Consider the following 20,974-nt stretch of genomic DNA (forward strand, 5'->3'; position numbering starts at 1 on the left):
TGTTGACGGTCGTCGGCGGTGCGGGCGGCGGCCCGCGGTCAGACGACCGGGGCGGCGCGCCGGGCCGGGGCGGCCGAGAGCCGCTGGGCCAGGGCCCGACGGTCGGTCTTCCCCGACGGCCCCAGGGGAAGCTCGGGAAGCCGGGTGAAACGGCCGGGCACCAGATGACGCGGCAGCCGGGCGCGGGCGGCCTCGGGCAGCTGCGCGGCGGTCGCCTCCGGGTCGGTGCCCTCGGCCGCCGTCCAGCAGGCCGTCATCATCGGCTCGCCGACCCGGCTCACGGTCCTGACCACGACGAGGTCGCGGACGCCCGGCAGACCGCGCAACGCGGCCTCCACCTCCCCCAGTTCGATCCGGAAGCCATTGATCTTGACCTGGTCGTCGGCCCGGCCCGCGTAGCACAGCATGCCCCCGGGCAGCAGCCGGGCCAGGTCTCCGCTGCGGTAGTAGCGGCGCGCCGGGCCGCCGCCGACCGAGCGGGTGACGAACCGCTCGGCGGTCAGCTCCGGCCGGCCGAGGTAGCCAAGCGCCACACCGCCGCCGGCCACGTGGATCTCGCCGATCTGCCCGGGCTCCCGCACCGGCTCACCGTCCTCGTCGAGCACCCGCATCTCGCACCCGGCCAGCGGCTCACCGAGGTCGAGGGCGAAACCGGCGGCGGCATCGGCGGACGGCGCACCGCCCGGATCGCCGTCCAACTCGGCGTCGGTCAGCGGCCGGGTGGTCACCAGGACCGTGGCCTCGGTGATCCCGTAGGTGTTGACGAAGCGGGTGGCGGTGCCGAACGCCCGCCGCCAGGCCCGCACATCGGCCACGTCGATGGACTCCCCGCCGAAGACCACATAGCGCAGACCGGGGGCCGGGGTGACACCCGGGCGGACGGCGCGCACCAGGTGGCGGAAGACCGACGGCACCACATTGAGGACCGTGACCCGCTCCCGCACCAGCAGGTCGAGCATGGACCGGGGCGAACGCGCGGTTTCCTCCGGGACGATGACGAGCGTGGCGCCGTGCGCCAGCGCACCCCACACCTCCCACACGGAGAAGTCGAACGACGCCGAATGGAACATCGTCCACACATCGTCCGGCCCCAGCGCGAACCGCTCGTCGCAGGCACGGACCAGCGCCAGCACATTGCGGTGCGGGACCACCACCCCCTTGGGGCGGCCGGTGGAGCCGGAGGTGTAGATGACATAGGCGGGGGAGGAGGGATCGGGGTGCGCGGTGGCGGAGGCCGCGTCCGGGCCGCCCGGCACCTCCACCGCGGCCGGCGGGTCCGACGGCTCGGCCGCGTCCAGGCGGACCACGGGCAGCTCCGCCAGCCCCGAGGGCACCTCCCCGTCCGAGAGCACCAGCGACAGCGCGGCGTCCCGCGCCATGAACTCCAGCCGCTCGGCCGGGTACGCCGGATCCAACGGCACATAGGCATGGCCGCTCTTGAGCACCGCGAGCATGGCCACGACGGTGTCCGCGCCGCGCCGCAGATGCAGACCGATCCGGCCGCCGCCGGCGGGCAGCAGCGCGCGCAGCCGGGCCGCCAACCGGTCGGCCCGGTCCGCGGCTTCGGCATAGGTCAGCGCACCGTGCGCGTCGCGCAGCGCGGTCCGGTCCGGGACCCGGGCGGCCTGCGCGTCGAAGAGGTGCGGAAGCAGGACGGGCGCGGGCGGCACCGGTGTCCCGGGGGTCCCTGTCATGGCGTGTCCCTCTGTCATGGCGTGTGCCGGTGTCATGGCGGTGGCCTTCGCTGGTCGGTGGGCGCGGACGGACGGGAGGCGGGCCGGGCCGGCGGTCAGAGCACCAGCCGGACCGGCAGACGGCGCAACCAGGCATCGAGTTGGAGCACGGACTCCACATCCGCCCGGCCGAGCCAGCCGCCCCGGTCCAGCAGACGCGGTTCCTCGGCCACCCGCCGGGCGGCGGACAGGTCCAGCAGCGGCCGGACCGGGGCGGAACCGTCCGCGAGCAGAGCACGCAGCCGGTCGGTCAACCGCTGTTTGTACGCGGGGTGGTAGGCGATCGGGAAGGGGACCTTCCGCCGGGTGAGGACGGACTCGGGCAGGACGTCGCGGGCGGCGACCCGTAGCAGGTCCTTCTCCTGACCGTGGCAGGACTTCAACCGCCAGGGGACGTTGTAGAGATAGTCGACCAGACGGTGGTCGGCGAACGGGAAGCGCACCTCGAGCCCGGCCGCGGCGGCGAGGCGCTCGGAGTGCTGAAGGGTCTGCTCGGACAACCGGGTCAGGGTGAGGTAGGAGGTCTCACGGGCCCGGCGGTCGTCGTCGCAGGCGCCCGCCAGATGGGGAACCTCGGCGCGGGCCTCCTCGTAGCGCGCCGCACAGTGCCCGCGCAGATCCGCCTGGTGCAGCAGCTCCGCGTCGAAGAGGCCGTTGCCGATGCCGTCGGCCATCCCGAGGCGGCGCGCCCGCTCGATCCAGGGGAAGGTCCGCCCGGGGCCGCCGTCCGGCTCCCCGGCCCCGGCCGGCCCGCCGAACACCGCGTCCGCGCCCTCCCCGCTGAGCGCCACCCGCTCCCGCTCCGCGACCCGACGGTAGAAGAGATACGGCGTGAGGTTCTTGTCGCCGAACGGGTTCGGGGCGTCCCGGGCGGCGAGCACCGCGGCCTCGGCGACCGGGTCGGTCAGCGTGCCCGGCGCGATCAGCACGTCCTGGTGGCGGCTGCCCAGATACCGCACCACGTCCTCGGCGAACGGCCGGTCGGGCGCCGGCACGGCCCGGTCGCCGCCGAAGTCCACGGTGAAGGTGCGCGGCGGACCGCCCCGGAGCGCGGCCGCGACGCCCGCCAGCGCACTGGAGTCCAGCCCGCCGGAGAGCAGCACGGCCGGTACGGCCGGCCCGTCCGGACCGCCCGCCCCGCAGTCCCGGTCGATCGCCTCCTCCAGCAGCCCGCGCACGGTCCGCACCGTCCCGTCGAGGTCCTCCTCGTGCGGCCGCGGCTCGAACCCCCAGTACCGCCGCTCGGTGACGCCGTCGGCCCGGACGCACACCACATGCCCGGGCCGGACCTCGTGCACCCCGCGCAGCACCGAACGGCCCGCCGCACGCACCTGCGAGAGCACCGCACACAGGCCCGGCAGGTCCAACTCGGCCGGTACCAGCGGATGTTCCAACAGCGCGGCCAGCTCGGAGGCGAAGGCCAGGCCGCCGCCGGGCAGCCGGGCGTAGCTCAGCGGTTTGACGCCCAGCCGGTCGCGGCACAGCAGCAGTTCGCCGCTGCGCGCGTCCCAGGCCGCGAAGGCGAACAGCCCCGCCAGCCGCTCCGCCGCACCGGCCCCCCACGCCAGCACCGCGTGCAGCACCGTGCCCGCGTCGCTCCGGGTGCCGACGGGACGGCCGGCGGCGGCCAACGCGGCCCGCACCTCGGCCGCGTTGGTGAGGGCCCCGTCGAAGACGACGGCCCCCAGGGTCCGGCCGTCCGCCATGACGACCTCGGGCCCGGCGGCGGCCTGCCGGTCACCGCCGTCGGCGCGCAGCCCCAACGCCAGACGGCGCTCGGACCACCGGCCCTCGCCGTGCCGGCCGCGCGCCGCCAGCCGGGCGGTCATCGCCGCGACGGCGAAACCCTCATCGGTCAGATCACGCTGGTGGTCCCACCAGCCGGCGATCCCGGACATCGTGCTTCTCCTCATAGGGGCGGAAACAGGGGGCGGAAATAGGGGGCGGGGCGGGCGGATGCGCCGCCCCGCGAACCGGCGGGCAGGTTCCCGCCGCACGGGGTGGCCGGCCGTACGGCCTCGGGGTCAGTCCTGCGGGACGCTCAGGGCGCGGCAGATCTCGGCGCCGAGGGCCGGGGCGTGCTGCGCCCCGAGCACCGTCCAGTGGTCGCCCGGTACGGCACGGACCACGACGCCCCCCTCGTACAGCGCGCCCAGCCGCCCGGTCAGCCGGGCCCGCAGCGCCGCGTCGGCACCCGCCTTGAGCAGCAGCAGCCGTCCCGCCACCGGCCGGGGGCGGTGACGCAGCATCGCGGTGATGCTCGCGTTGTGGACGCGGACGTACTCCGGTCCGGCATCGGCCGCCACCCCGGCCACCTCCCCGATCCGGGCCACCTCACCGGCCGGTGCCGCTCCGCCGAGCGGCGCGACGTCGCGCAGGAGGTTCAGGAACCGGCCGCGGTCGGCCGCGGGCCGCCGCCCCGGACCACCGCGCAGCAGCATCCGGCCGCGCGGGAACCGGGCCTCCAACTGGAGCCCGACGCTCGGCAGCAGCCAGGACGGCAGCGTCCCGACCGGCAGCCCCCTGGTCGGCGGCAGGAAGCCGTCGATGGCCACCAGCAGCTCCACCCGCTCCCCGGCGGCCTCCAGCAGCCGGGACATCTCGTGCGCCACCATCGCCCCGAAGGACCAACCGCCCAGCAGATAGGGGCCGTTCGGCTGCACCCGCCGGATGGCGGCGAGATGGTGCGCGGCGTAGGTGGTCAGCCGGGAAGGCGGCCGCCGGCCGTCGTGCAGACCGGGCGACTCGACGCCGTACACCGGCCGGGAGTCGTCGAGGTGATCGGCGAGCCGGCGGTAGCACAGGCTGCTGCCCGAGGCGGGCGGGATGAGGAACAGGGGGGTGCCCGGACCGCCGTCCCTGAGGAGCGTGAGGCGGCCGGGGAGGGGGGACGGCGCGGGGCCGGGGACGGGGACGGAGACGGCGGTGGGGGAGACCGGGGTGGGGGCCGGCTGCGGGGCGGGGGCGGGGGCGACCTCCCGGACCGCGGCGAGCAGCCCCGCGAAGGTCAGTTCGCGCGGCAGGGAGACCGCGGAGACGCGATGCCCGAGCCGGTTGCGGATCAGGCCGGTGAGCTGGACGAGCATCAGGGAGTCCCCGCCGAGCCGGTCGAACGCGTCCGCCTCGGCCGCCTCCGCGACGCCCAGCACCTCGCACCACACACCGGCAACGGCCGTGCGCAGGGCGTCGGCTGCGGGATGCGGCGCGGCCGCCCCCGACGGTGCCCCCGAGAGAGCCGCCGCATCCGAGGCCGCGGCCGGCTCCGGCGGCGCCGCGGGGACGGACCCCGCGGTGCCGGAGACCGCCGTACCGGCCGCTTCCCGCTCCACCGGGGCCGCCTCCGGGGACGCGGCGACATCCCCCGACGCCCCCGGGCGGCGCGCCGACTCCGCATCCCTGCGGGGCGCCGCCTCCGGGCGGTGCAGCGCACCCGTCAACCGGAGCGTACCGAGGGGGAGCGGACGGCCGAGCAGCGCGGCCAGATCGGCCGCTCCGACCGCACCGGCCCCGGGCACCTCCACATGCCCCCACAGCGGGGCCTGCGGGTCCGGATCGAGCAGCCGACGGGTCTGCTGGCTCTGCCAGTCCGCCGGATCCTCGGTGACGACCCAGGCGGAACCGGCCGACGGGGCCGCGCCGCGCAGCTCTTCCCACCGGGCGGCGGCCCCGGGCGTGCGCTCGGGGTCCGGGACGTAGAGCAGCGCCTCGGCACCCTCCGCCCCCAGGGAAGCACCCGGTGCCTGCCGCAGCCCAGCGGCCACTGCGACGCCGCCCTCGGCACCACCGTCCGCCACCGGACGCGCGGCGAGGACCACGAGGTGATCGCTGTCCAGACTGGCCGGCACCGGCCGCGCATCGGCGAACCCGGCCTCGTCCAGCGCCCGCAGCCAGGTCGCCGCGTCCAGGTGGATGGAGTCGGTGCGCAGCTCGTCGGCGAAGTCCCACCAGCCCGGGGCCAGTCCCCACAGCACATGGGACCAACGGGGGATCTCCGTGACCTCCACCAGACCGAGCCGGCCGCCCGGCCGCAGCAGCCCGCCCAGATGACGCAGGGCCGCCGGGACCGAGGGGGTGGCGTGCACGACGTTGTAGCCCAGGACGAGGTCGTAACTGCCGGGCACCAGCCCCTGGGCGTCCGGGTCCTGCCCGATGTCATAGGTGGAGAACCGCATGTCGGGCAGGCCGAGTTCGGCGGCGCGCTGCCGTGCGCGGCGCACGATCAGCGGGCTGATGTCGGTGAAGTGGTACTCGACGCCGCGGCGGCCCGGCCAGTCGGCGAGCAGCGGCCAGGTGAGCCGTCCGGTGCCCGCGCCGATCTCCAGGACGCGCAGCGGCCGCTCGTCGTCGCGCCGGGCGGTGAGGGTGCGGACGACCGTGCGCAGCGCGTCGAGCGCGGCCGCGTTGTCGTCGAGCGGCACCCGGTTGTCCTTGAGGCAGGTGTGCAGGAAGTCCTCGTCCGCGTCCGGGTAGAGGACCGAGACGGGGGTGCGGTCGCCGGTGAAGACGGCCGGGTAGGCGTCGGTGACATGGTCCAGCATGCGCTTGAGGCCCGGGAGTTCACCGATCCGCTCGCCGCCGCGCAGGGCCGCCCCGACGTCCTCGGCGAGGTTCCCCGACGCGAACCAGACGTCCCGCTCCCGGCGCAGCCAGCCCTCCTCCGCAAGGACGCGCAGACAGAACCGGACCAGACCGGGCAGCCGGTCCTCCGGGTCGATACGACGACGCAGCTCCGCATCGGCCATGCCCTGCCCGCCGTGGGGCTCGGTGAGGCCGGTGCGCGGGAGGAGGTGGCGCGCCACCAGGCCGGCGCAGTAGCGGTCCAGATCACGGCTGAGGGCGGAACGCCGGGTCAGCGGCGGCTCGGCCGTGTGCCAGGGGGCGCCGGCCACCGCCCCGGCCACACGACCGGCACGATGCGGGTGCGGGCCCGGTGCGGGGTCGGTGACATCGACGAACCCGCCCACCCGCAGGCCGCCTTCGGCCAGATCGGCGGCGAACCGGGCACCGTCGGGCCGGCCGTCGGCGAGCACCGTCCAGCGGGTGGCCGCCGGGTCCGCGGCGGTGGCACCGGGCGTGCCGGGCGGCAGCGAGACGCCCTGCGCGGTGCGCGCCCACCAACTCCGGCCCCGCCAGGCATACGCGGACGCCGGGCCGCCGCCGTCCAGGGCCGGCAGCCGGACGGGACCGGACGCGGCACCGTCCGCGGACGGCGCGAGGTCGAGCAGCGCGACCTGCGGACCGGACCGGCCATGGTGCTCCACCCAGGCGGTCCAGGCGGCCCGGACGGACTCCGCGGCCGATGACGTGCGCGCGGCACCGTCCGGCGGGGAGGCGTCCCCGGCGGGCATGTCCGCCACATCGTGCCCGGCGAGCAGCAGCGGGGCACCGAGCCGCCGGGCGGCGGTGAGCAGGGCGTCGAGGACGGCCGCGGTAGCGGGGTCGGTCGGATCGGCGGCAGCGGGCAGGGCGGCGAGGACCAGCGGAGCGCGCACCCCCGAAGCGGCCAGCACACCCGTCGCGGCCCCGGCCGACCCGGCATCCCAGGACGCCCGGACCACACCGGGGTCCCCGACGACACCGTCGGCCGGCGCACCGGAACCACCCGCCGCACCCGGAGCATCGGCCGACCCCGCGTCCACCAGCGCCACCAGTCCCGGCGCGGCCGCACCGACCAGCAGCACACCGTCGTACGCACCCGGGCGGGCCGCGGGCGTCTGCGTCCACGCGGAACGGACCAGGGGGCTGCCGCCGCCCGACGGCAGCGGCTCCCGCACCGGAGCCGGCACCGGCTCCCGCACGGCCGACGGCGCAGCCGACAGCCCGTGCGCCGGGCGCTCCGGCGACCCGCACGGCGTGGCAGCGAAGGGATGCGCCGGCAGCGCGCACCGCACCGCGGGCTCGGCATGGCGCAGCGTCTCCCACGGGATGGCCACCCCCTCCTCCCACAGCCGCGCCAGACCGCCCAGCAGGACCGTGGACTCCTCCTCCGGGTCCCGCCCGAGAAGCGCCAACGGAGTGCCGGCCGGCTCCGGTCGACCGTCGCCGGCCCCCTGGGCACGGCCGGCGGACCGCCCCGCCTCCCGGCTGAGCGAATCCCCCGGCCCCAGCTCGACCAGCAGCCCGACACCCGCCCCGGCCAGGGTGCGCATGCCCTCCTCCAACCGGACGGTGCCCACCAACTGCTCCGCCCAGTAGTCCGGATCGCCGGCCCGGTCCGGCTCCGCCCAACTCCCCGTCAGGTTCGAGACGTACGGCACCTGCGGCGCCCGGCCGGGCACCGCCGCCACCGCCCGGCGCACGGCGTCGGCCGCGTCGGCCATCAACGGCGAGTGGAAGGCGTGCGCGGTGTCCAGCAGACGCCCGGCGGCGCCCTGCGCGGCCTGCGTCCGGGCCAACTCCTCGATGCGGTCGGCCGGTCCGGACAGCACGACATGACCGGTGCCGGCGACGGCGAGCGCCACCCCGTCCCCCAGCAGCGGACCGGCCTGCGAGGGCGGCAGCCGCAGCGCGAGCATCCGGCCCGGGGCGGCCCGGTGCATCGCGTCGGCCCGGGCCCAGACCAGCTCCAGGGCGTCCTGCCAGTCCCAGACCCCGGCGACGGTGGCCGCCACGTACTCGCCGACGCTGTGCCCGAACAGCGCGGCCGGGGCGACGTCCCAGGACGCCAACTGCGCCGCCAGCGCATAGCCCTGGACGAACAGGCCGAGCTGCTGATGCCGGGTGTCGGTGAACCAGCCGGCATCGGTGCCCGGATCGAGGACCTGGCCCAGCTCGACGCCGAAGCGCGCCCGGCAACGGGCCCGGCACTCCTCGAAGACCTCGTGGAAGACCGGCAGCAGCGCATGGGCGCTCCGGCCGTGCCCGGCCTTCAGGGTGCCCTGGCCGGGGAAGAGGAAGGCGGCCTCGGGGCGCGGTACGGCCAGGGAGCCGCGGTCGGCGGCCCGCAGCCGCTCGGCCGCCTCGGCGCTGCTGCGGGCGACCACGGTGAGCCGGTGCGGGAACTGCCGGCGCCCGGCCAGCGTATGCGCCACCTCGCGCAGCGGCGGCACCTCGTCCGCGGGAGCGGCCAACCGGTCGGCGAGCCGCACGCGCAGCGTCTCCAGCGCCTCCGGGGACGCCGCCGACAGGCACACCGCCCGCGGCGTGCCGCCCTCCGGCTCCCGCGAGGCGTCCCCGCCCCCGGCCACCGGCCCCTCCTCCAGCACCAGATGGGCGTTGGTCCCCCCGATCCCGAACGAGCTCACCCCGGCCAGCCGAGGCCCCTCGGACTCCCAGGTCCGGTGCTCGGTACTGACCCGGAACGGCGAATCCTCGATCTTCAACGCCGGGTTGGGACGGGTGAAATGCGGAGTGGGGACGAACTCCCGATGCCGGAGCATGAGCGCGGTCTTGATCAGTCCGGCAATGCCCGCGGTTGCCCCGGTGTGGCCGATATTGGCCTTGACCGTCCCGATCAGACACCCGCCGGTCGGCAGCTCCGGGTCACCGCTCTCCCGGAACGCGGCGGTGAGCGCGGCCAGTTCGACCGGATCGCCGACCGGGGTGCCGGTGCCGTGCGCCTCGACGTAACCGATGTCCCCGGCGTCCACCCCGGCCTGGGCCAGCGCCATCAGGATCACATCACGCTGCCCGCTCACCGACGGCGCCGTGTAACCGACCTTCTCCCCACCGTCGTTGTTGACCGCCGAACCACGGATCACCGCGATGATCCGGTCACCCTGCTCCAGAGCGTCGGACAGCCGTTTGAGGACCACCACCCCCACCCCGTCGCTGCTGACCGTGCCGGCCGCCGCGGCGTCGAACGCCCGGCACCGGCCGTCCGGCGAGAGGATGCCGCCCTCCTGATAGAGGTAGCCGCCGGCCGCCGGCAACCGCAGCGAGGCACCACCGGCCAGCGCCACGTCGCACTCGAAACCCAGCAGCGCCCGGCACGCCTGGTGCACCGCGACCAGCCCCGTCGAACAGGCCGTCTGCACCGTGACCGCCGGCCCGCACAGCCCGAGTTTGTAGGCGACACGGGTGGCCAGGAAATCCTTCTCCCGACCGATCAACCGCTGGGTGGCGAGGGCCGGATCGCCGACCGCGCCCGGGACCGCCGACGGCGTGCGGTCGCAACCGGCGTAGACCCCCGTCCACTGCCCGACCCGGCCCGGGTCCAGCCCCGCGTCGTCGAGCGCCTGCGCCGCGCACTCCAGGAACAGCCGGTGCTGGGGATCGATGCCCGCGGCCTCGGCGGCGCTGTACCCGAAGAACTCCCGGTCGAAGAGGTCGCCACCGGCGACCGCCCCGCGGGCCGGGACGAAATCGGGATGCGCGGCGAGCGCCGGGTCCACCCCGGCCGCCGTCAACTCCTCCGCGCCAAAACGGCTGATGCCGATCGCTCCGGCACGCAGATTGCGCCAGTATTCCGCGACATCGCGGGCCCCCGGCAGACGGCAGCTCATACCCACCAGGGCGACGGCGTTCTCATGGCTCATCAGGCGTGCATCTCCCGGTACGGAAGGCGCCTACGACGGCGCGTTCGGACGGCGCGGTGCGGAAAACGGGCGGTGCTCGGTGATCACAACGTTCCCCCACCGGGCGACCGTCGGCCATCGTGGTCAACCACGAGATCGAGGGAGGGAAACCGGCCGAAAACGGCGCGAGTGAGCTAGATCACTGATCTTTGGCGAAAGGCCGGAGTTTGATGTCACCGTCGCTTTACACGGGGATACCGGACAACGTTCCGTCGGCACCGCGCCCTTGAGCACTCCGGAGGACCGAGATGACCGCTACGTGGCCACGGCACGAAACCGCCGGACACCCCGACCGGCTGTGGGAGCGTGAGGAGGCCCTGGCCCGGATGACGGCGACAGCCCGCCGAGCGCGGGCGGGCACCGGAGGCGTCCTGGTGATCCGCGGCGGCACCGGCACCGGCCGCACCACACTCCTCGAAGCCTTCGCCCGCGACCGGGCGGCGCGCGACACGACGGTCCTGCGCGCCCGCTGCTCCGACGAGGAGACCGACACCGCGTTCAGCGTCCTGCACCAGCTGTGCGACAGCGCCCGGCAGGACGGCATCCCGGACGCCCCGTCCGCGGCCCGCTCCACGCACTGGGACGGCTCCCTGCACGGCGGCGACCTCCCGGCCCGCCTCTGGCGCATGCTCCGCGCCGAAGCCTCGGTCGGACCCGTACTCCTCGCCGTCGACGACATCCACCTGGCCGACGCCCACTCCCGGCGCTGGCTCGCCCAGGTCGCCCGCCGACTGGACCACCTGCCCGTCCTGCTCGCGGTGACCGAACGCTGGCAGTACGACCTCGTCCCGGCCGCCCCCGCCTTCGCCCAGACCACCGGCGGCGGCCCGGCGCACCTGTGCACCCTCAAACCACTCGGCCCGGCCGCCGCCGCGGAACTGGTCCGCACCGCCCTGGGCGCGGACACCCCGCCCGAACTGGCCGCCGACTGCCACCGCGCCAGCGGCGGCAACCCCATGCTGCTGCACGCCCTCCTGTCCGACCTGCGGGAGATCACCGCAGACGGCACCCCGACACCACCTCGCCTGCCCGCCGGCTGCACCGACCTCCACCCGGGCATGTTCGCCGCCGCCGTCGCCCGATGGCTGCACGGCTGCGGCCCGCACACCGCCGAGGCGGTCCGCGCCTACGCCGAACTCCAGGACGAGGACGACGCGTTGGCCCTGCTGCCCCACGTCACCGGCTGCGATCCGCTGCGGGTACCCGGCTGGGTCGCCGAGACGACCCGCCAAGGGCTCCTCCGCCCCGGCCCGGACACCGCCCGCCCGCTCCTCGGCCACCCCCTCCTCCGCCGGGCGGTGACCGCCACCTGGCACGCCCACCAGCGCGCGGCACTGCACCGCCGCACCGCGGAACTGCTCCACCACCGAGGTGCCCCCGAGGACACCGTGGCCCGCCATCTGCTCCCGGTCCCGCCGGTCGGCGCGCCCTGGGCCGCCGACCTCCTCATCGACGCCGCGAATCGGGCGATCCGCGACGGACGGACCGACGACGCCCTCGCGGTCCTGCGCCGCGCCCTGCTGGAACCGCTCACCGACCGGCGGCGCGGCGCGGTCCTCACCGAACTCGGCTGCCTGGAGGTCCCGGCCGAACGCACCGCCGGCGTCCGCCACCTCTCCGAGGCGCTCCGCCTCCAGCAGCGCGACGGCGGCAAGGTCCAGGCCGCCACCAGCCTCGGCATGGCCCTGGTCGCCCGCGGCGAGGTGCCCACCGCTCTGGAGGTCCTGGGCGAACTCGCCGAAACCTTCGCCCACGCCAGCGAGTTGGCACACGCCGTGCAGGCCGCCATCACCCTGATCTCCTCGCACGACGGCACCGCCTGGCTCCAGGTCGTCGCCCAGCTCGAACGCGCGGAGGACCGCACCCCCGGCAGCCTCGCCCCCACCGCCCGGGCCCTGCTCACCGAATACGACGCCACCGCCGGCCGACTGACCGCACGCCAGGCCATGGCGCGGGTCCGCACCCTCCTGACCGCCCCCGCCGACCCGTTGCTGGAGCCCTACCTCCTGGCCTCCACCGCCACCCTGACCCAGTGGGCGGACAACCTGGACGAGGCCGACCGCCTGGTCACCCGAGGACTCGCCACCTACCGCCCGCCGCTGCTCCACCCCGCCCACCAGAGCCTGCTGAGCGTCCAGGCCGAGACCCAGGTGATGCGCGGCCACTACGACGCCGTGCTCGCCGACGCCGCCCTGGGCCCCTCCCCGAGCCCGACACCGCCCGCCCGCCGCACCGCCCCCTACCCGGGCAACGTCCACCTCCGCTCCCAGGCACTCATCGCCCTCACCGAAACCGGCAGACTGGCCGAGGCCGAACGCCTGGCCGCCACCATCGCCGACTGCGGCGCGCACGACTCCTGGGAATGGAGCGAATTCCTCTACGCCCGCGGCCGGTTGCGCGCCGCCGCCGGCGACCCCGCCGGCGCCCTGCCCGACCTCCTGGAATGCGGCCGACGCCAGACCGCCAGACAGTCCACCAGCCCGATCGTGACGCCCTGGCGGTCCGTCGCCGCCGACTGCTACGTGGCCCTGGGCTCCGCCGCACACGCCGTCCCCCTGGCGGAGGAGGAACTCCGCCTGGCCCGGATCTGGGGCACCCCCCGCACCATCGGCCGCGCCCTGCGCGCACTGGCCGTCTCCCTGGGCGGCCGCCGCGGCCTGGAACTCGCCGAACAGGCCGTGGAAACCCTCCGCGACACCCCCGCCCCGCTCCCCGAACTCATCCCCGCCCTCATCTCGTTCGGCCAGGCACTGCACGACTCCGGCCAACGCCGGCAGGCCCGCGACATCCTGCGGGAGGCCGCCCAACAAGCCGAGTGGCTGGGCGCCGCCCGGGCCCGGCGAAGCGCCGCCCAGGCCCTCGGCCGATGCGGCGCCCGCCCCCTGCGCGCCCAGTACACCGGCACGCCGGCCCTCACCTCCGCCGAACTCCGCATCGCCCAACTCGCCGCCACCGGCCACAGCAACAAGGAAGCCGCCGAACTCCTCCACCTGGCCGTCCGCACCGTCGAGACCCACCTCACCCACTGCTACCGCAAACTCGGCATCCGCCGCCGCGCCGACCTGCCGGCGGCCCTGGCCAACATGACGTGAGCACACGGCCGACCCGGACCGGCCCCAGGCCGTCGCCGACGGCACCACGGACGACGTCGGGGCGCAGTGAGCGTCCTCACCGCGCGCTGCCGCCAGGCGCCACCCCCGGCTCCGTCCCGTCGCCGTCCGGCCGTGCGAAGGTGCCGAACAGCCGCAGGAGTTGCTGCACGGCGGCGTCGGGTCCGTCCGGGCGGTGAACGGCGGCGACCGCCGTCTCCAGATAGGCGGAATCGCCGTGCAGCGGGCGGTAGACGACGCCCGGGATGCCCAGTGAGCGCACCTGCTCGGGGACGAGGGCCAGGCACAGTCCGGCGGCGACATAACTGAGCAGCCCCGGCAGGTCGTCCGCCTGGCCCAGGGGCCGGGGTGTGAAGCCGGCCTGGGCGCAGCCGAGCGCGACCTGCTCGGCGAGCCCGGGCAGGGCACTGGGCTTGGGGAGGGCGAACGCCTCACCGGCGAGCTCGCGCAGGTGGAGAGACGGCCCGGGGGCGAGCGCATGCCGCTCGGGGAGGGCCGCGACCAGCCGTTCCGTGCCGATGCGTTGGACGGTCAGGCGATCGGTGTCGGCGACGGGCAGGCGGACCAGTGCGAGGTCGAGCGTCCCGGAGTTGAGCATCTCGACCAGTTCCGCCGAGGGGTGCTGGCCCAGGTGCAGCCGCAGGCCGGGCAGCTCCGCGTGGGCGCGGCGCAGGACGCGCGGCAGGAAGTCGTAGCCGAGGCTGCTGACGAACCCCAGCCGGAGGTCGCCCTCGTGACCGCCGGCGATGCGCCGGGCCCGGTCGACGGCGGCCTCCTGCGCCTCGAGCAGCCGCCGGGCGTCCTCGGCGAACGCGCGGCCGGCCGCGGTCAGCCGTGCGCCGCGCGAACTCCGGTCGAGCAGGGTGACCTTGAGTCCGCGCTCCAGCCGCTGGATCGCCTGGCTGAGCGGCGGCTGCCGCATGGCCAGCCGCTCGGCGGCGCGACCGAAGTGCTGTTCTTCGGCCAGCACGACGAACTGCTGAAGGATGCGCTGGGTCAGTTCCATATGGCACAGCATATGAGAGGTGCCAGGAAGAAGTATTGGACGATATGGCACGGGGAGGACTTGACTGGCAGCCAACTGATCGGCGAACACCGTACGTTGCGCCGGAGATCGGAGACCCGCCATGTCGACAGGACAGGAAGAGACCGGCCGCACAGGGCCGTTGCAGGGTGTACGGGTGGTCGAACTGGCCAGCGTGATCATGGCCCCCTATGCGGCACAGCAGCTCGGGGACCTCGGCGCGGACGTGATCAAGGTCGAACCGCCGGCCGGCGACATGACCCGCCACTACCCACCGACCCGCAACCCCGGCATGGGCGTCCTCGCCCTCAACCTCAACCGCAACAAGCGCAGCGTCGTGATCGACCTCAAGGCCCCGGGCGGACGCGACGCGCTGCTCGCCCTGATCGCGACCGCGGACGTGTTCCTCACCAACATCCGCCCGCAGGCCCTGCAACGCCTCGGCCTGGGCTACGAGGAAGCGGCCGCCGCCAACCCCGGCCTGGTCTACCTCAACGCCCAGGGCTTCCGCAGCGACTCCGCCCTCGGCGGACACCCGGCCTACGACGACATCGTGCAGGCCGCCTCCGGCCTGGTATGGCTCAACGAACGGGTCAGCGGCGTCCCGTACTTCGTCCCCACCGTCGTCGCGGACAAGATCTGCGGCCTGGTGATCGCGCAGTCCGCACTCGCCGCACTCCACCACCGCGACCGCACCGGCCAGGGACAGCACGTCGAGGTCCCGATGGCCGACACCATGCTCGCGTTCAACCTCGTCGAGCACCTGGCGGCCGCCACCCTGGACCCGCCGGAAGGCCCCATCGGCTACCCGCGGGCCCTCAGTTCCCAGCGCACCGCCTCCCGCACGGCCGACGGCTGGATGTGCATCCTCCCCTACAGCGACCGCAACTGGCGCGACTTCTTCACCTTCGTCGGCCGCCCCGAACTCGCCGACGAGCCCCGCTTCGCCACGCTGCCCGACCGCGCCCGCAACACCGACGAACTCTACGTACTGGTACGGGAGTTCACCGCCTTGCACACCAACGCCGAATGGCAGGCGTTCTGCGACGCCGCGAGCATCCCCGCCGCCCCGGTGCTGAGCCTGGAGCAGGCCGCCGCCAGCGACTACGCCACCGAAGGCGGTCTGCTCCAGCCGGCCGAACACCCCACCGAGGGCGGCTACCACCTCATCGGCCAACCCGTGCGCTTCTGGGCCACCCCGGCCGGTCTGCACCGACACTGCCCCGGGCTCGGCGAGCACACCGACGAGGTCCTCGCCGAGATCGGCCACCACCCCGCCGCCTGAGCACCCGACACCCCGAAACCGAGGACCCCATGAGCGAACAGGAACCGCTGCGCGTCGAGCACCGACCGAACGGCGTCACCGTGCTCACCTTCGACAACCCCGACCGACGCAACCCGATGACCGCCCGGCTGACCGAGCAGTGGCGGCACACCCTGCACGCCCTGCGCGAGGCCCCCGACCTGCGCGCCGTCGTGGTCACCGGCACCGGCCCCGCGTTCTGCTCCGGGGCCGACCTCGGCGAACTCGCCGACCGGCACGACGAATCCCTCCCGGCCGCCCGGTCCCACCTGTCGGCCTTCTACCGGACCTGGCTGACCCTCCGCGACCTGCCCGTCCCCACCGTGGCGGCCGTCAACGGCCATGCGGTGGGCGCCGGACTGGCCCTGGCCCTCGCCTGCGACCTGCGCTACGCCGCCGAGGACGCCAGGCTCGGCGCCCCCTTCGTCCACCTCGGCCTGCACCCGGGCATGGCCACCACCGCGACGCTCGCCGAGGCCGTCGGCCTGCCCCGCGCCCGGGAACTGCTGCTGACCGGACGACTGGTCAGCGGCGCCCGAGCCGCCGCCCTGGGCATGGTGCACGAGGCCGTGCCCGCCGACCAGGTCCTCGCCACCGCCCTCGCCGCGGCCGACGAGATCGCCGCCGCGGCCCCCCTGGCGGTCCGGCTGACCAAGGCCGCACTGGCCCAGGGACAGCCCACCGTCGAACAGGCACTGACCTGGGAAGCACTCGCCCAACCGGTCACGACCACCACCGACGACTTCCGCGAGGGCGTCTCGGCCCGACGGGAGCGCCGCCGCCCGCACTTCACGGGCGCCTGACCGCCGACCACCCCTCCACCACGACCCACAAGGAGCGCCCGCATGGCTCTCTCCGCCCTCACCACCAGGGCCGTAAACCTTCCTCCCCAAACCCGCCAACTCCGCAAGGAAGTACGCGACTTCCTCGCCACGGAGCGCGCCGCCGGCACCGTCCTGGGCCGCCCCGACTCCTGGTTCACCGGCTGGGACCCCGCCTTCACCCGACGCCTCGCCCAACGCGGCTGGGTCGGCATGGCCCTGCCGCAGCAGTACGGCGGCAGCGGGCGCGGCAACCTCGACCGCTACGTCGTCATCGAGGAACTCCTGGCGGCCGGCGCCCCCGTCTCGGCCCACTGGGTCGCCGACCGGCAGGCCGGACCCTCCATCCTGCGCCACGGCACCGAACGGCAGCGGAACCACTTCCTGCCCGGGATCGCCGCCGGCGAGTGCTTCTTCTCCATCGGCATGAGCGAACAGCACAGCGGCTCGGACCTGGCCTCCGTCCGGACCCGGGCCGAACGGACCACCACCGGCTGGCGGTTGACCGGCACCAAGATGTGGACCGGCGGCGCGCACGTCAACGACTACGCGATCGTGCTCGCCCGCACCGAAGACTGCGAGGACCGCCACGCCGGGCTGAGCCAGTTCATCGTCGACCTGCGCGACCCGCGCCTCCGGGTCGAGCCGATCCGCCTGCTCAACGGCGAGCACACCTTCAACTACTGCCACCTGGAAGGCGTCGAGCTCACCGAGGACGCACTCCTGGGCCGCCCCGGTGACGGCTGGCGGCAGGTCACCGGCGAACTCGCCCTGGAACGCAGCGGACCGGAACGCTTCCTGTCCACGCTGCCCCTCCTGCTCGCACTCGTCGACCAGTTGCGGCGGAGCGCCTGCAGCCCCGCGCAACACGCCCGCGTGGGCCGACTCACCGCGCGCCTGGCCTCGATCCGGCAGCTCTCCCTGGGCGTGGCCGCCGCCCTGGAGGCCGGCCGCCCGGCCGACACCCAAGCCGCACTGGTCAAGGACCTCGGCACCCGCTTCGAGGGCGACCTCGTCGCCGAGGTCCGCGAGACCCTGCCGGTCACCGCCCGCTTCGACGCCACCCGCGGCACCTTCCCCGAACTGCTCGCCACCGCGATCCTGCACTCGCCGGGGTACACGCTGCGCGGCGGCACCAACGAGATCCTGCGCGGCGTCATCACCCGCGGTCTGGAGCTGTCCTCATGACCACCGCATCCCTCGCCCAGCGCGCCGCCACCGCACTGGCCGGACTCACCGCACCGAACGCGACCGACGCACCGGAGCGGCCCACCGAGTCCGCCCGGACGGTGTGGGAGGCACTGCGCGCCGCCGACGCCCTGCCCCCGCTCGACACCGAACCGGCCACCCTGGTGGCCCTGGTGACCGAGGCCGGCTACCACCACACCCCGGCCCCGCTCGCCGAGACGCTGCTCACCGCACGCCCGCTGCTGGCCGCGGCGGGGCTCACCGTCCCGGACGGCCCGCTCACCTTCGCGTCCGGCCCGCTCGACGTACGGTTCACCCACGTCGACACGGACAGCAGGGTCGGCCCTCCGGGCGCCCGCGGCACCGACGACGCCGTGCACCTCAGCGGCACCCTGAGCCGCGTGCCATGGGCCCGGGCCACCGACGCCGTGGCCGTCCTGACCGAAGGACCGTCCGGCGGGCCCCTGCTCCTCCTCCTCGACACCGCCCGCTGCCTGCGGGCCGACGGCACGAACCTGGCGGACGAACCCAGGGACGACCTCATCCTGCACGACGTGGCCGTCCCCGCCGACCGGGTCCGCCGGATCCCCGCCGCACTGGCCGAGGAGGCGGCCTGGCGAGCGGGCCTGGCACGGGCCGCCCTGATCGCCGGCGCGGCACGGCGCTGCGTGGAGTTGACGATCGCCCATACGACGTCCCGCGTGCAGTTCGGCCGCCCCCTGCGGCATTTCCAGGCGGTCAAGCAGGAGGAGGCCAAGCTGATCGAGGAGACGGCCCTGATCACCGCGGCCGTCGAGGCGGCGGCCGCCGCCCTGACCACCCCGGACGCCGCCGGGTTCGCCGCCTGGGTCGCCGCCGCGCAGGCATCCGCCTCGGTCGCCGAGATCACCCGCATCGCCCACCAGCTCCACGGCGCGATCGGATTCACCGAACTCAGCCCCCTCCGCCTGGCCACCACCCGCATGTGGTCCTGGCGTGACGAGGACGGCAACGAGCAGAGCTGGCACCAGAAGATCGGCCGACGCGTCGTCGAGGGCGGCAGCGACCGCCTGTGGTCGCAGGTGACCGGCGTCTGACCGGCCGCCGACCCGCTACGGAACCGGCCCGACGCCACACCCCGAGGCGACGGGCCGGTCAGGACTCCGCACGCATCCGCATCCGCAGCCCCTCGGCGAAGGCCCGCGCGGCCTCCAGGTCGGCGGTGCCGGGACGCCCGTTGTTGATCCCGCCGACGGCCTTGAACGGAAGCCAGGTGTCCAGGCCGCGACACGAGAAGGTGTCGCCCACCTCGAAGCCCTTCTGCCGGAGTTGCCGCACGAGGGGCCGGGTGAAGGGGCGGAACCGCAGCTCGGGCAGACCGCTGGTGGCGAACACGAACGCCCTGCCCCGCCCGGCCGCCGGGAGCGCCCGGACGAACCGGCGCAACCGCGGATGGAACCGCATCGAGAAGATCCCCGAACCGAACCCCACGAGGTCATAGGCGGAGAGTTCGCCCACCTCGACCCGATCGGGGTCGACGACGGGCGCCTGGAGGACCTCGCCCATGACGTCCGCGATCCGCCGGGTGTTGCCATGGGACACGGAGGTACACACGATGATGGCCTTCACGATGATGCTCCTTTCCGTGGCGCTGACTCGGCGTCGCGCCGCCGCATGCGGTATGGACGACGTACCAGCGGTGACTGTGACATCGGGGGAGGGGTGCCGCAGCGGCCGACGGCGGTGCCGGCGACGGACCGGCGTGTCACGGTGCTGCGGGAACCAGCGTGCCACGGTGGCGCGGGAACCCAGGAGGAGAAGGGACGGCGTCAAGGACAGGACGACGACGCACAAGATCGTCACGACGCCGTGACGCAGCACAGCAAGGAGTCCTGGACATGACGGGAACCGCCACCCGCTACCTGTATCTGGCGCGCCACGGCGAGGCGTTGCCGGACGAGAGCGGACTGTCGGAGCAGGGCCGCCGGCAGGCCGCCCTGCTCGGCCGCCGGCTGGCGAGCCGCCCCATCTCGGCGGTGCACCACGGCCCGCTGCCCCGGGCCGCACAGACCGCCCGCCTGATAGCCGAATCCCTCCCCGGCGCACCACTCGTGGCCTCGGAGACCGCCGGCGACTACGTCCCGCACTTCCCCGACCGCGAGGAACTCCCGCCCGACTGCGCCGACTTCCTCCTGACCTTCCTCTCCCACTCCTCGGCCGAGGACCGCCGGCGCGGCCCGACGCTGGCACGCCGCGCCCTGGAGCAGTTCACCGGCCCGGTGGCGGGCGACCAGGAGCGCCACGAACTGGTCGTCACCCACAACTTCCTGGTCGGTTGGCTGGTCCGCGACGCCATGGACGCCCCGAAATGGCGCTGGCTCGGCCTCAACCACGGCAACGCCGCCCTGACCGTCATCCGCTATACGCCAGGCCGGCCGACCACCGTCCTGGTCCACAACGACATGCGGCACCTGCCCACTGAGCTGACCTGGACCGGATTTCCCCCCGATACGCGGCTGTGAGCGCACAACCACGGCGGCCGGTCGACGCGGGCGGATGCGGCACGGTGGAGCCGGCTACCGGCGCTGCTCCCAGTCGGCCCGGGTGAGGCCGTACTCGACTTCGCCGTGCTCGGAGCCTTCGAGCGCCTCGGGCCAGTCCCCGGTGAAGGACCGCAGGAACGTCAGGCCCGCCTTCTCCATCACCCGCCGCGAACGGGCGTTGACCGCCATGGTGTTCGCCGTGATCCGTTCCACCCCGAGACCGGTGAACCCCTTGCCGACCAGCGCACAGGAACCCTCCGTGGCATACCCCTTGCCCCAGGCGGCCTGACGCAGCCGGTAGCCGAGCTCGACCACCGCGGCGCTGCGCTCGTCCGACGGACGGAACTCGAACCAGCCCAGGAACGCCCCGGTGGCCTTCTCCTCAGCGGCCCAGTATCCGCGCGTGCCCCAGCACGGGTAGTCGCGCAGGAGCCGGGGCAGGGACCGCGCCTGGATCGCCTCCCGGCTGACGGGCTTGCCGCCGTTGAGGAAGCGCATGACCTCGGGGTCGTTGTCCAGGGCGAAGAGACGGTCGGCGTCGGCAGCGGTGTCGGTGAACGGGCGCAGCACAAGGCGTTCGGTGGCGAGGAAGACATGCATGCCGCGATCCTCACCACGTGCGCGATGGCCCGCCACCGAATATCTCCGCACGCCACGCCACGCCACGCCACGCCACGCTACGCCGCCGCGGTGAGTTGCGTTCCCGCGGCTCCGCGCGGCCCCTGGCGTGCGCCCGTCTCCGACCCGTTGCCGGATA

Annotated in this window: 12 protein-coding genes; 6 read left to right on the top strand and 6 right to left on the bottom strand. The window is 74.9% G+C overall.

Going from position 1 to position 20,974, the window contains the following annotated elements; translation table 11 throughout:
* Positions 1-38: 38 nt before the first annotated feature.
* From ACIQE0_RS20255 to ACIQE0_RS20265, 3 genes are all read right to left on the bottom strand, one after another.
* Positions 39-1,694: an amino acid adenylation domain-containing protein gene (locus ACIQE0_RS20255; RefSeq protein WP_402333940.1), complete on the bottom strand. Its 1,656-nt coding sequence runs from the start codon at positions 1,692-1,694 to the stop codon at positions 39-41.
* 95 nt (positions 1,695-1,789) lie between these two features.
* Positions 1,790-3,631: an asparagine synthase (glutamine-hydrolyzing) gene (asnB, locus tag ACIQE0_RS20260; protein ID WP_402333943.1), complete on the bottom strand. Its 1,842-nt coding sequence runs from the start codon at positions 3,629-3,631 to the stop codon at positions 1,790-1,792.
* A gap of 126 nt (positions 3,632-3,757) precedes the next feature.
* Complete coding sequence (locus ACIQE0_RS20265; protein WP_402333946.1) at positions 3,758-10,210, bottom strand: type I polyketide synthase; 6,453 nt, start codon at positions 10,208-10,210, stop codon at positions 3,758-3,760.
* Positions 10,211-10,497: 287 nt separating this feature from the next.
* Between ACIQE0_RS20265 and ACIQE0_RS20270 the strand changes: the two genes are divergently transcribed.
* Positions 10,498-13,341 (top strand): AAA family ATPase, encoded by a 2,844-nt coding sequence (locus ACIQE0_RS20270; protein ID WP_402333949.1) that lies wholly within the window; start codon positions 10,498-10,500, stop codon positions 13,339-13,341.
* Positions 13,342-13,417: 76 nt separating this feature from the next.
* On the opposite strand, the gene ACIQE0_RS20275 is transcribed toward ACIQE0_RS20270, so the two are convergent.
* Positions 13,418-14,365: a LysR family transcriptional regulator gene (locus ACIQE0_RS20275; protein WP_402333952.1), complete on the bottom strand. Its 948-nt coding sequence runs from the start codon at positions 14,363-14,365 to the stop codon at positions 13,418-13,420.
* Positions 14,366-14,486: 121 nt separating this feature from the next.
* Between ACIQE0_RS20275 and ACIQE0_RS20280 the strand changes: the two genes are divergently transcribed.
* The 4 genes from ACIQE0_RS20280 to ACIQE0_RS20295 are packed head-to-tail and all read left to right on the top strand — an operon-like array spanning position 14,487 to position 18,771.
* The gene (locus ACIQE0_RS20280) at positions 14,487-15,668 is read left to right on the top strand and encodes a CaiB/BaiF CoA transferase family protein (RefSeq protein ID WP_402333955.1); all 1,182 of its coding nucleotides are present in this window, start codon (positions 14,487-14,489) and stop codon (positions 15,666-15,668) included.
* A gap of 29 nt (positions 15,669-15,697) precedes the next feature.
* On the top strand, positions 15,698-16,489 hold the full coding sequence (locus ACIQE0_RS20285; RefSeq protein WP_402333958.1) for an enoyl-CoA hydratase/isomerase family protein: 792 nt from the start codon (positions 15,698-15,700) through the stop codon (positions 16,487-16,489).
* Positions 16,490-16,531: 42 nt separating this feature from the next.
* Positions 16,532-17,695: an acyl-CoA dehydrogenase family protein gene (locus tag ACIQE0_RS20290; protein ID WP_366332187.1), complete on the top strand. Its 1,164-nt coding sequence runs from the start codon at positions 16,532-16,534 to the stop codon at positions 17,693-17,695.
* Positions 17,692-18,771, top strand: a complete 1,080-nt coding sequence (locus ACIQE0_RS20295) for an acyl-CoA dehydrogenase family protein (RefSeq protein ID WP_402333962.1) — start codon at positions 17,692-17,694, stop codon at positions 18,769-18,771. Before ACIQE0_RS20290 ends, ACIQE0_RS20295 begins: the two co-directional genes overlap by 4 nt.
* A gap of 58 nt (positions 18,772-18,829) precedes the next feature.
* Here ACIQE0_RS20295 and ACIQE0_RS20300 read toward each other — a convergent pair whose 3' ends face one another.
* Entirely contained in the window at positions 18,830-19,303 is a 474-nt protein-coding gene (locus ACIQE0_RS20300; protein ID WP_366332185.1) for a flavodoxin family protein, read from the bottom strand.
* A 269-nt stretch (positions 19,304-19,572) separates the two neighbouring features.
* Here ACIQE0_RS20300 and ACIQE0_RS20305 point away from each other — a divergent pair, with 269 nt between their 5' ends.
* The gene (locus ACIQE0_RS20305; protein WP_402333965.1) at positions 19,573-20,196 is read left to right on the top strand and encodes a histidine phosphatase family protein; all 624 of its coding nucleotides are present in this window, start codon (positions 19,573-19,575) and stop codon (positions 20,194-20,196) included.
* A 54-nt stretch (positions 20,197-20,250) separates the two neighbouring features.
* Here the strand turns inward: ACIQE0_RS20305 and ACIQE0_RS20310 are convergent, their stop codons facing one another.
* The gene (locus ACIQE0_RS20310; RefSeq protein ID WP_402333968.1) at positions 20,251-20,817 is read right to left on the bottom strand and encodes a GNAT family N-acetyltransferase; all 567 of its coding nucleotides are present in this window, start codon (positions 20,815-20,817) and stop codon (positions 20,251-20,253) included.
* Positions 20,818-20,974 lie beyond the last annotated feature (157 nt).

The sequence above is a fragment of the Streptomyces sp. NPDC093097 genome, assembly GCF_044754325.1.
In the GTDB taxonomy this organism is placed as follows: domain Bacteria; phylum Actinomycetota; class Actinomycetes; order Streptomycetales; family Streptomycetaceae; genus Streptomyces.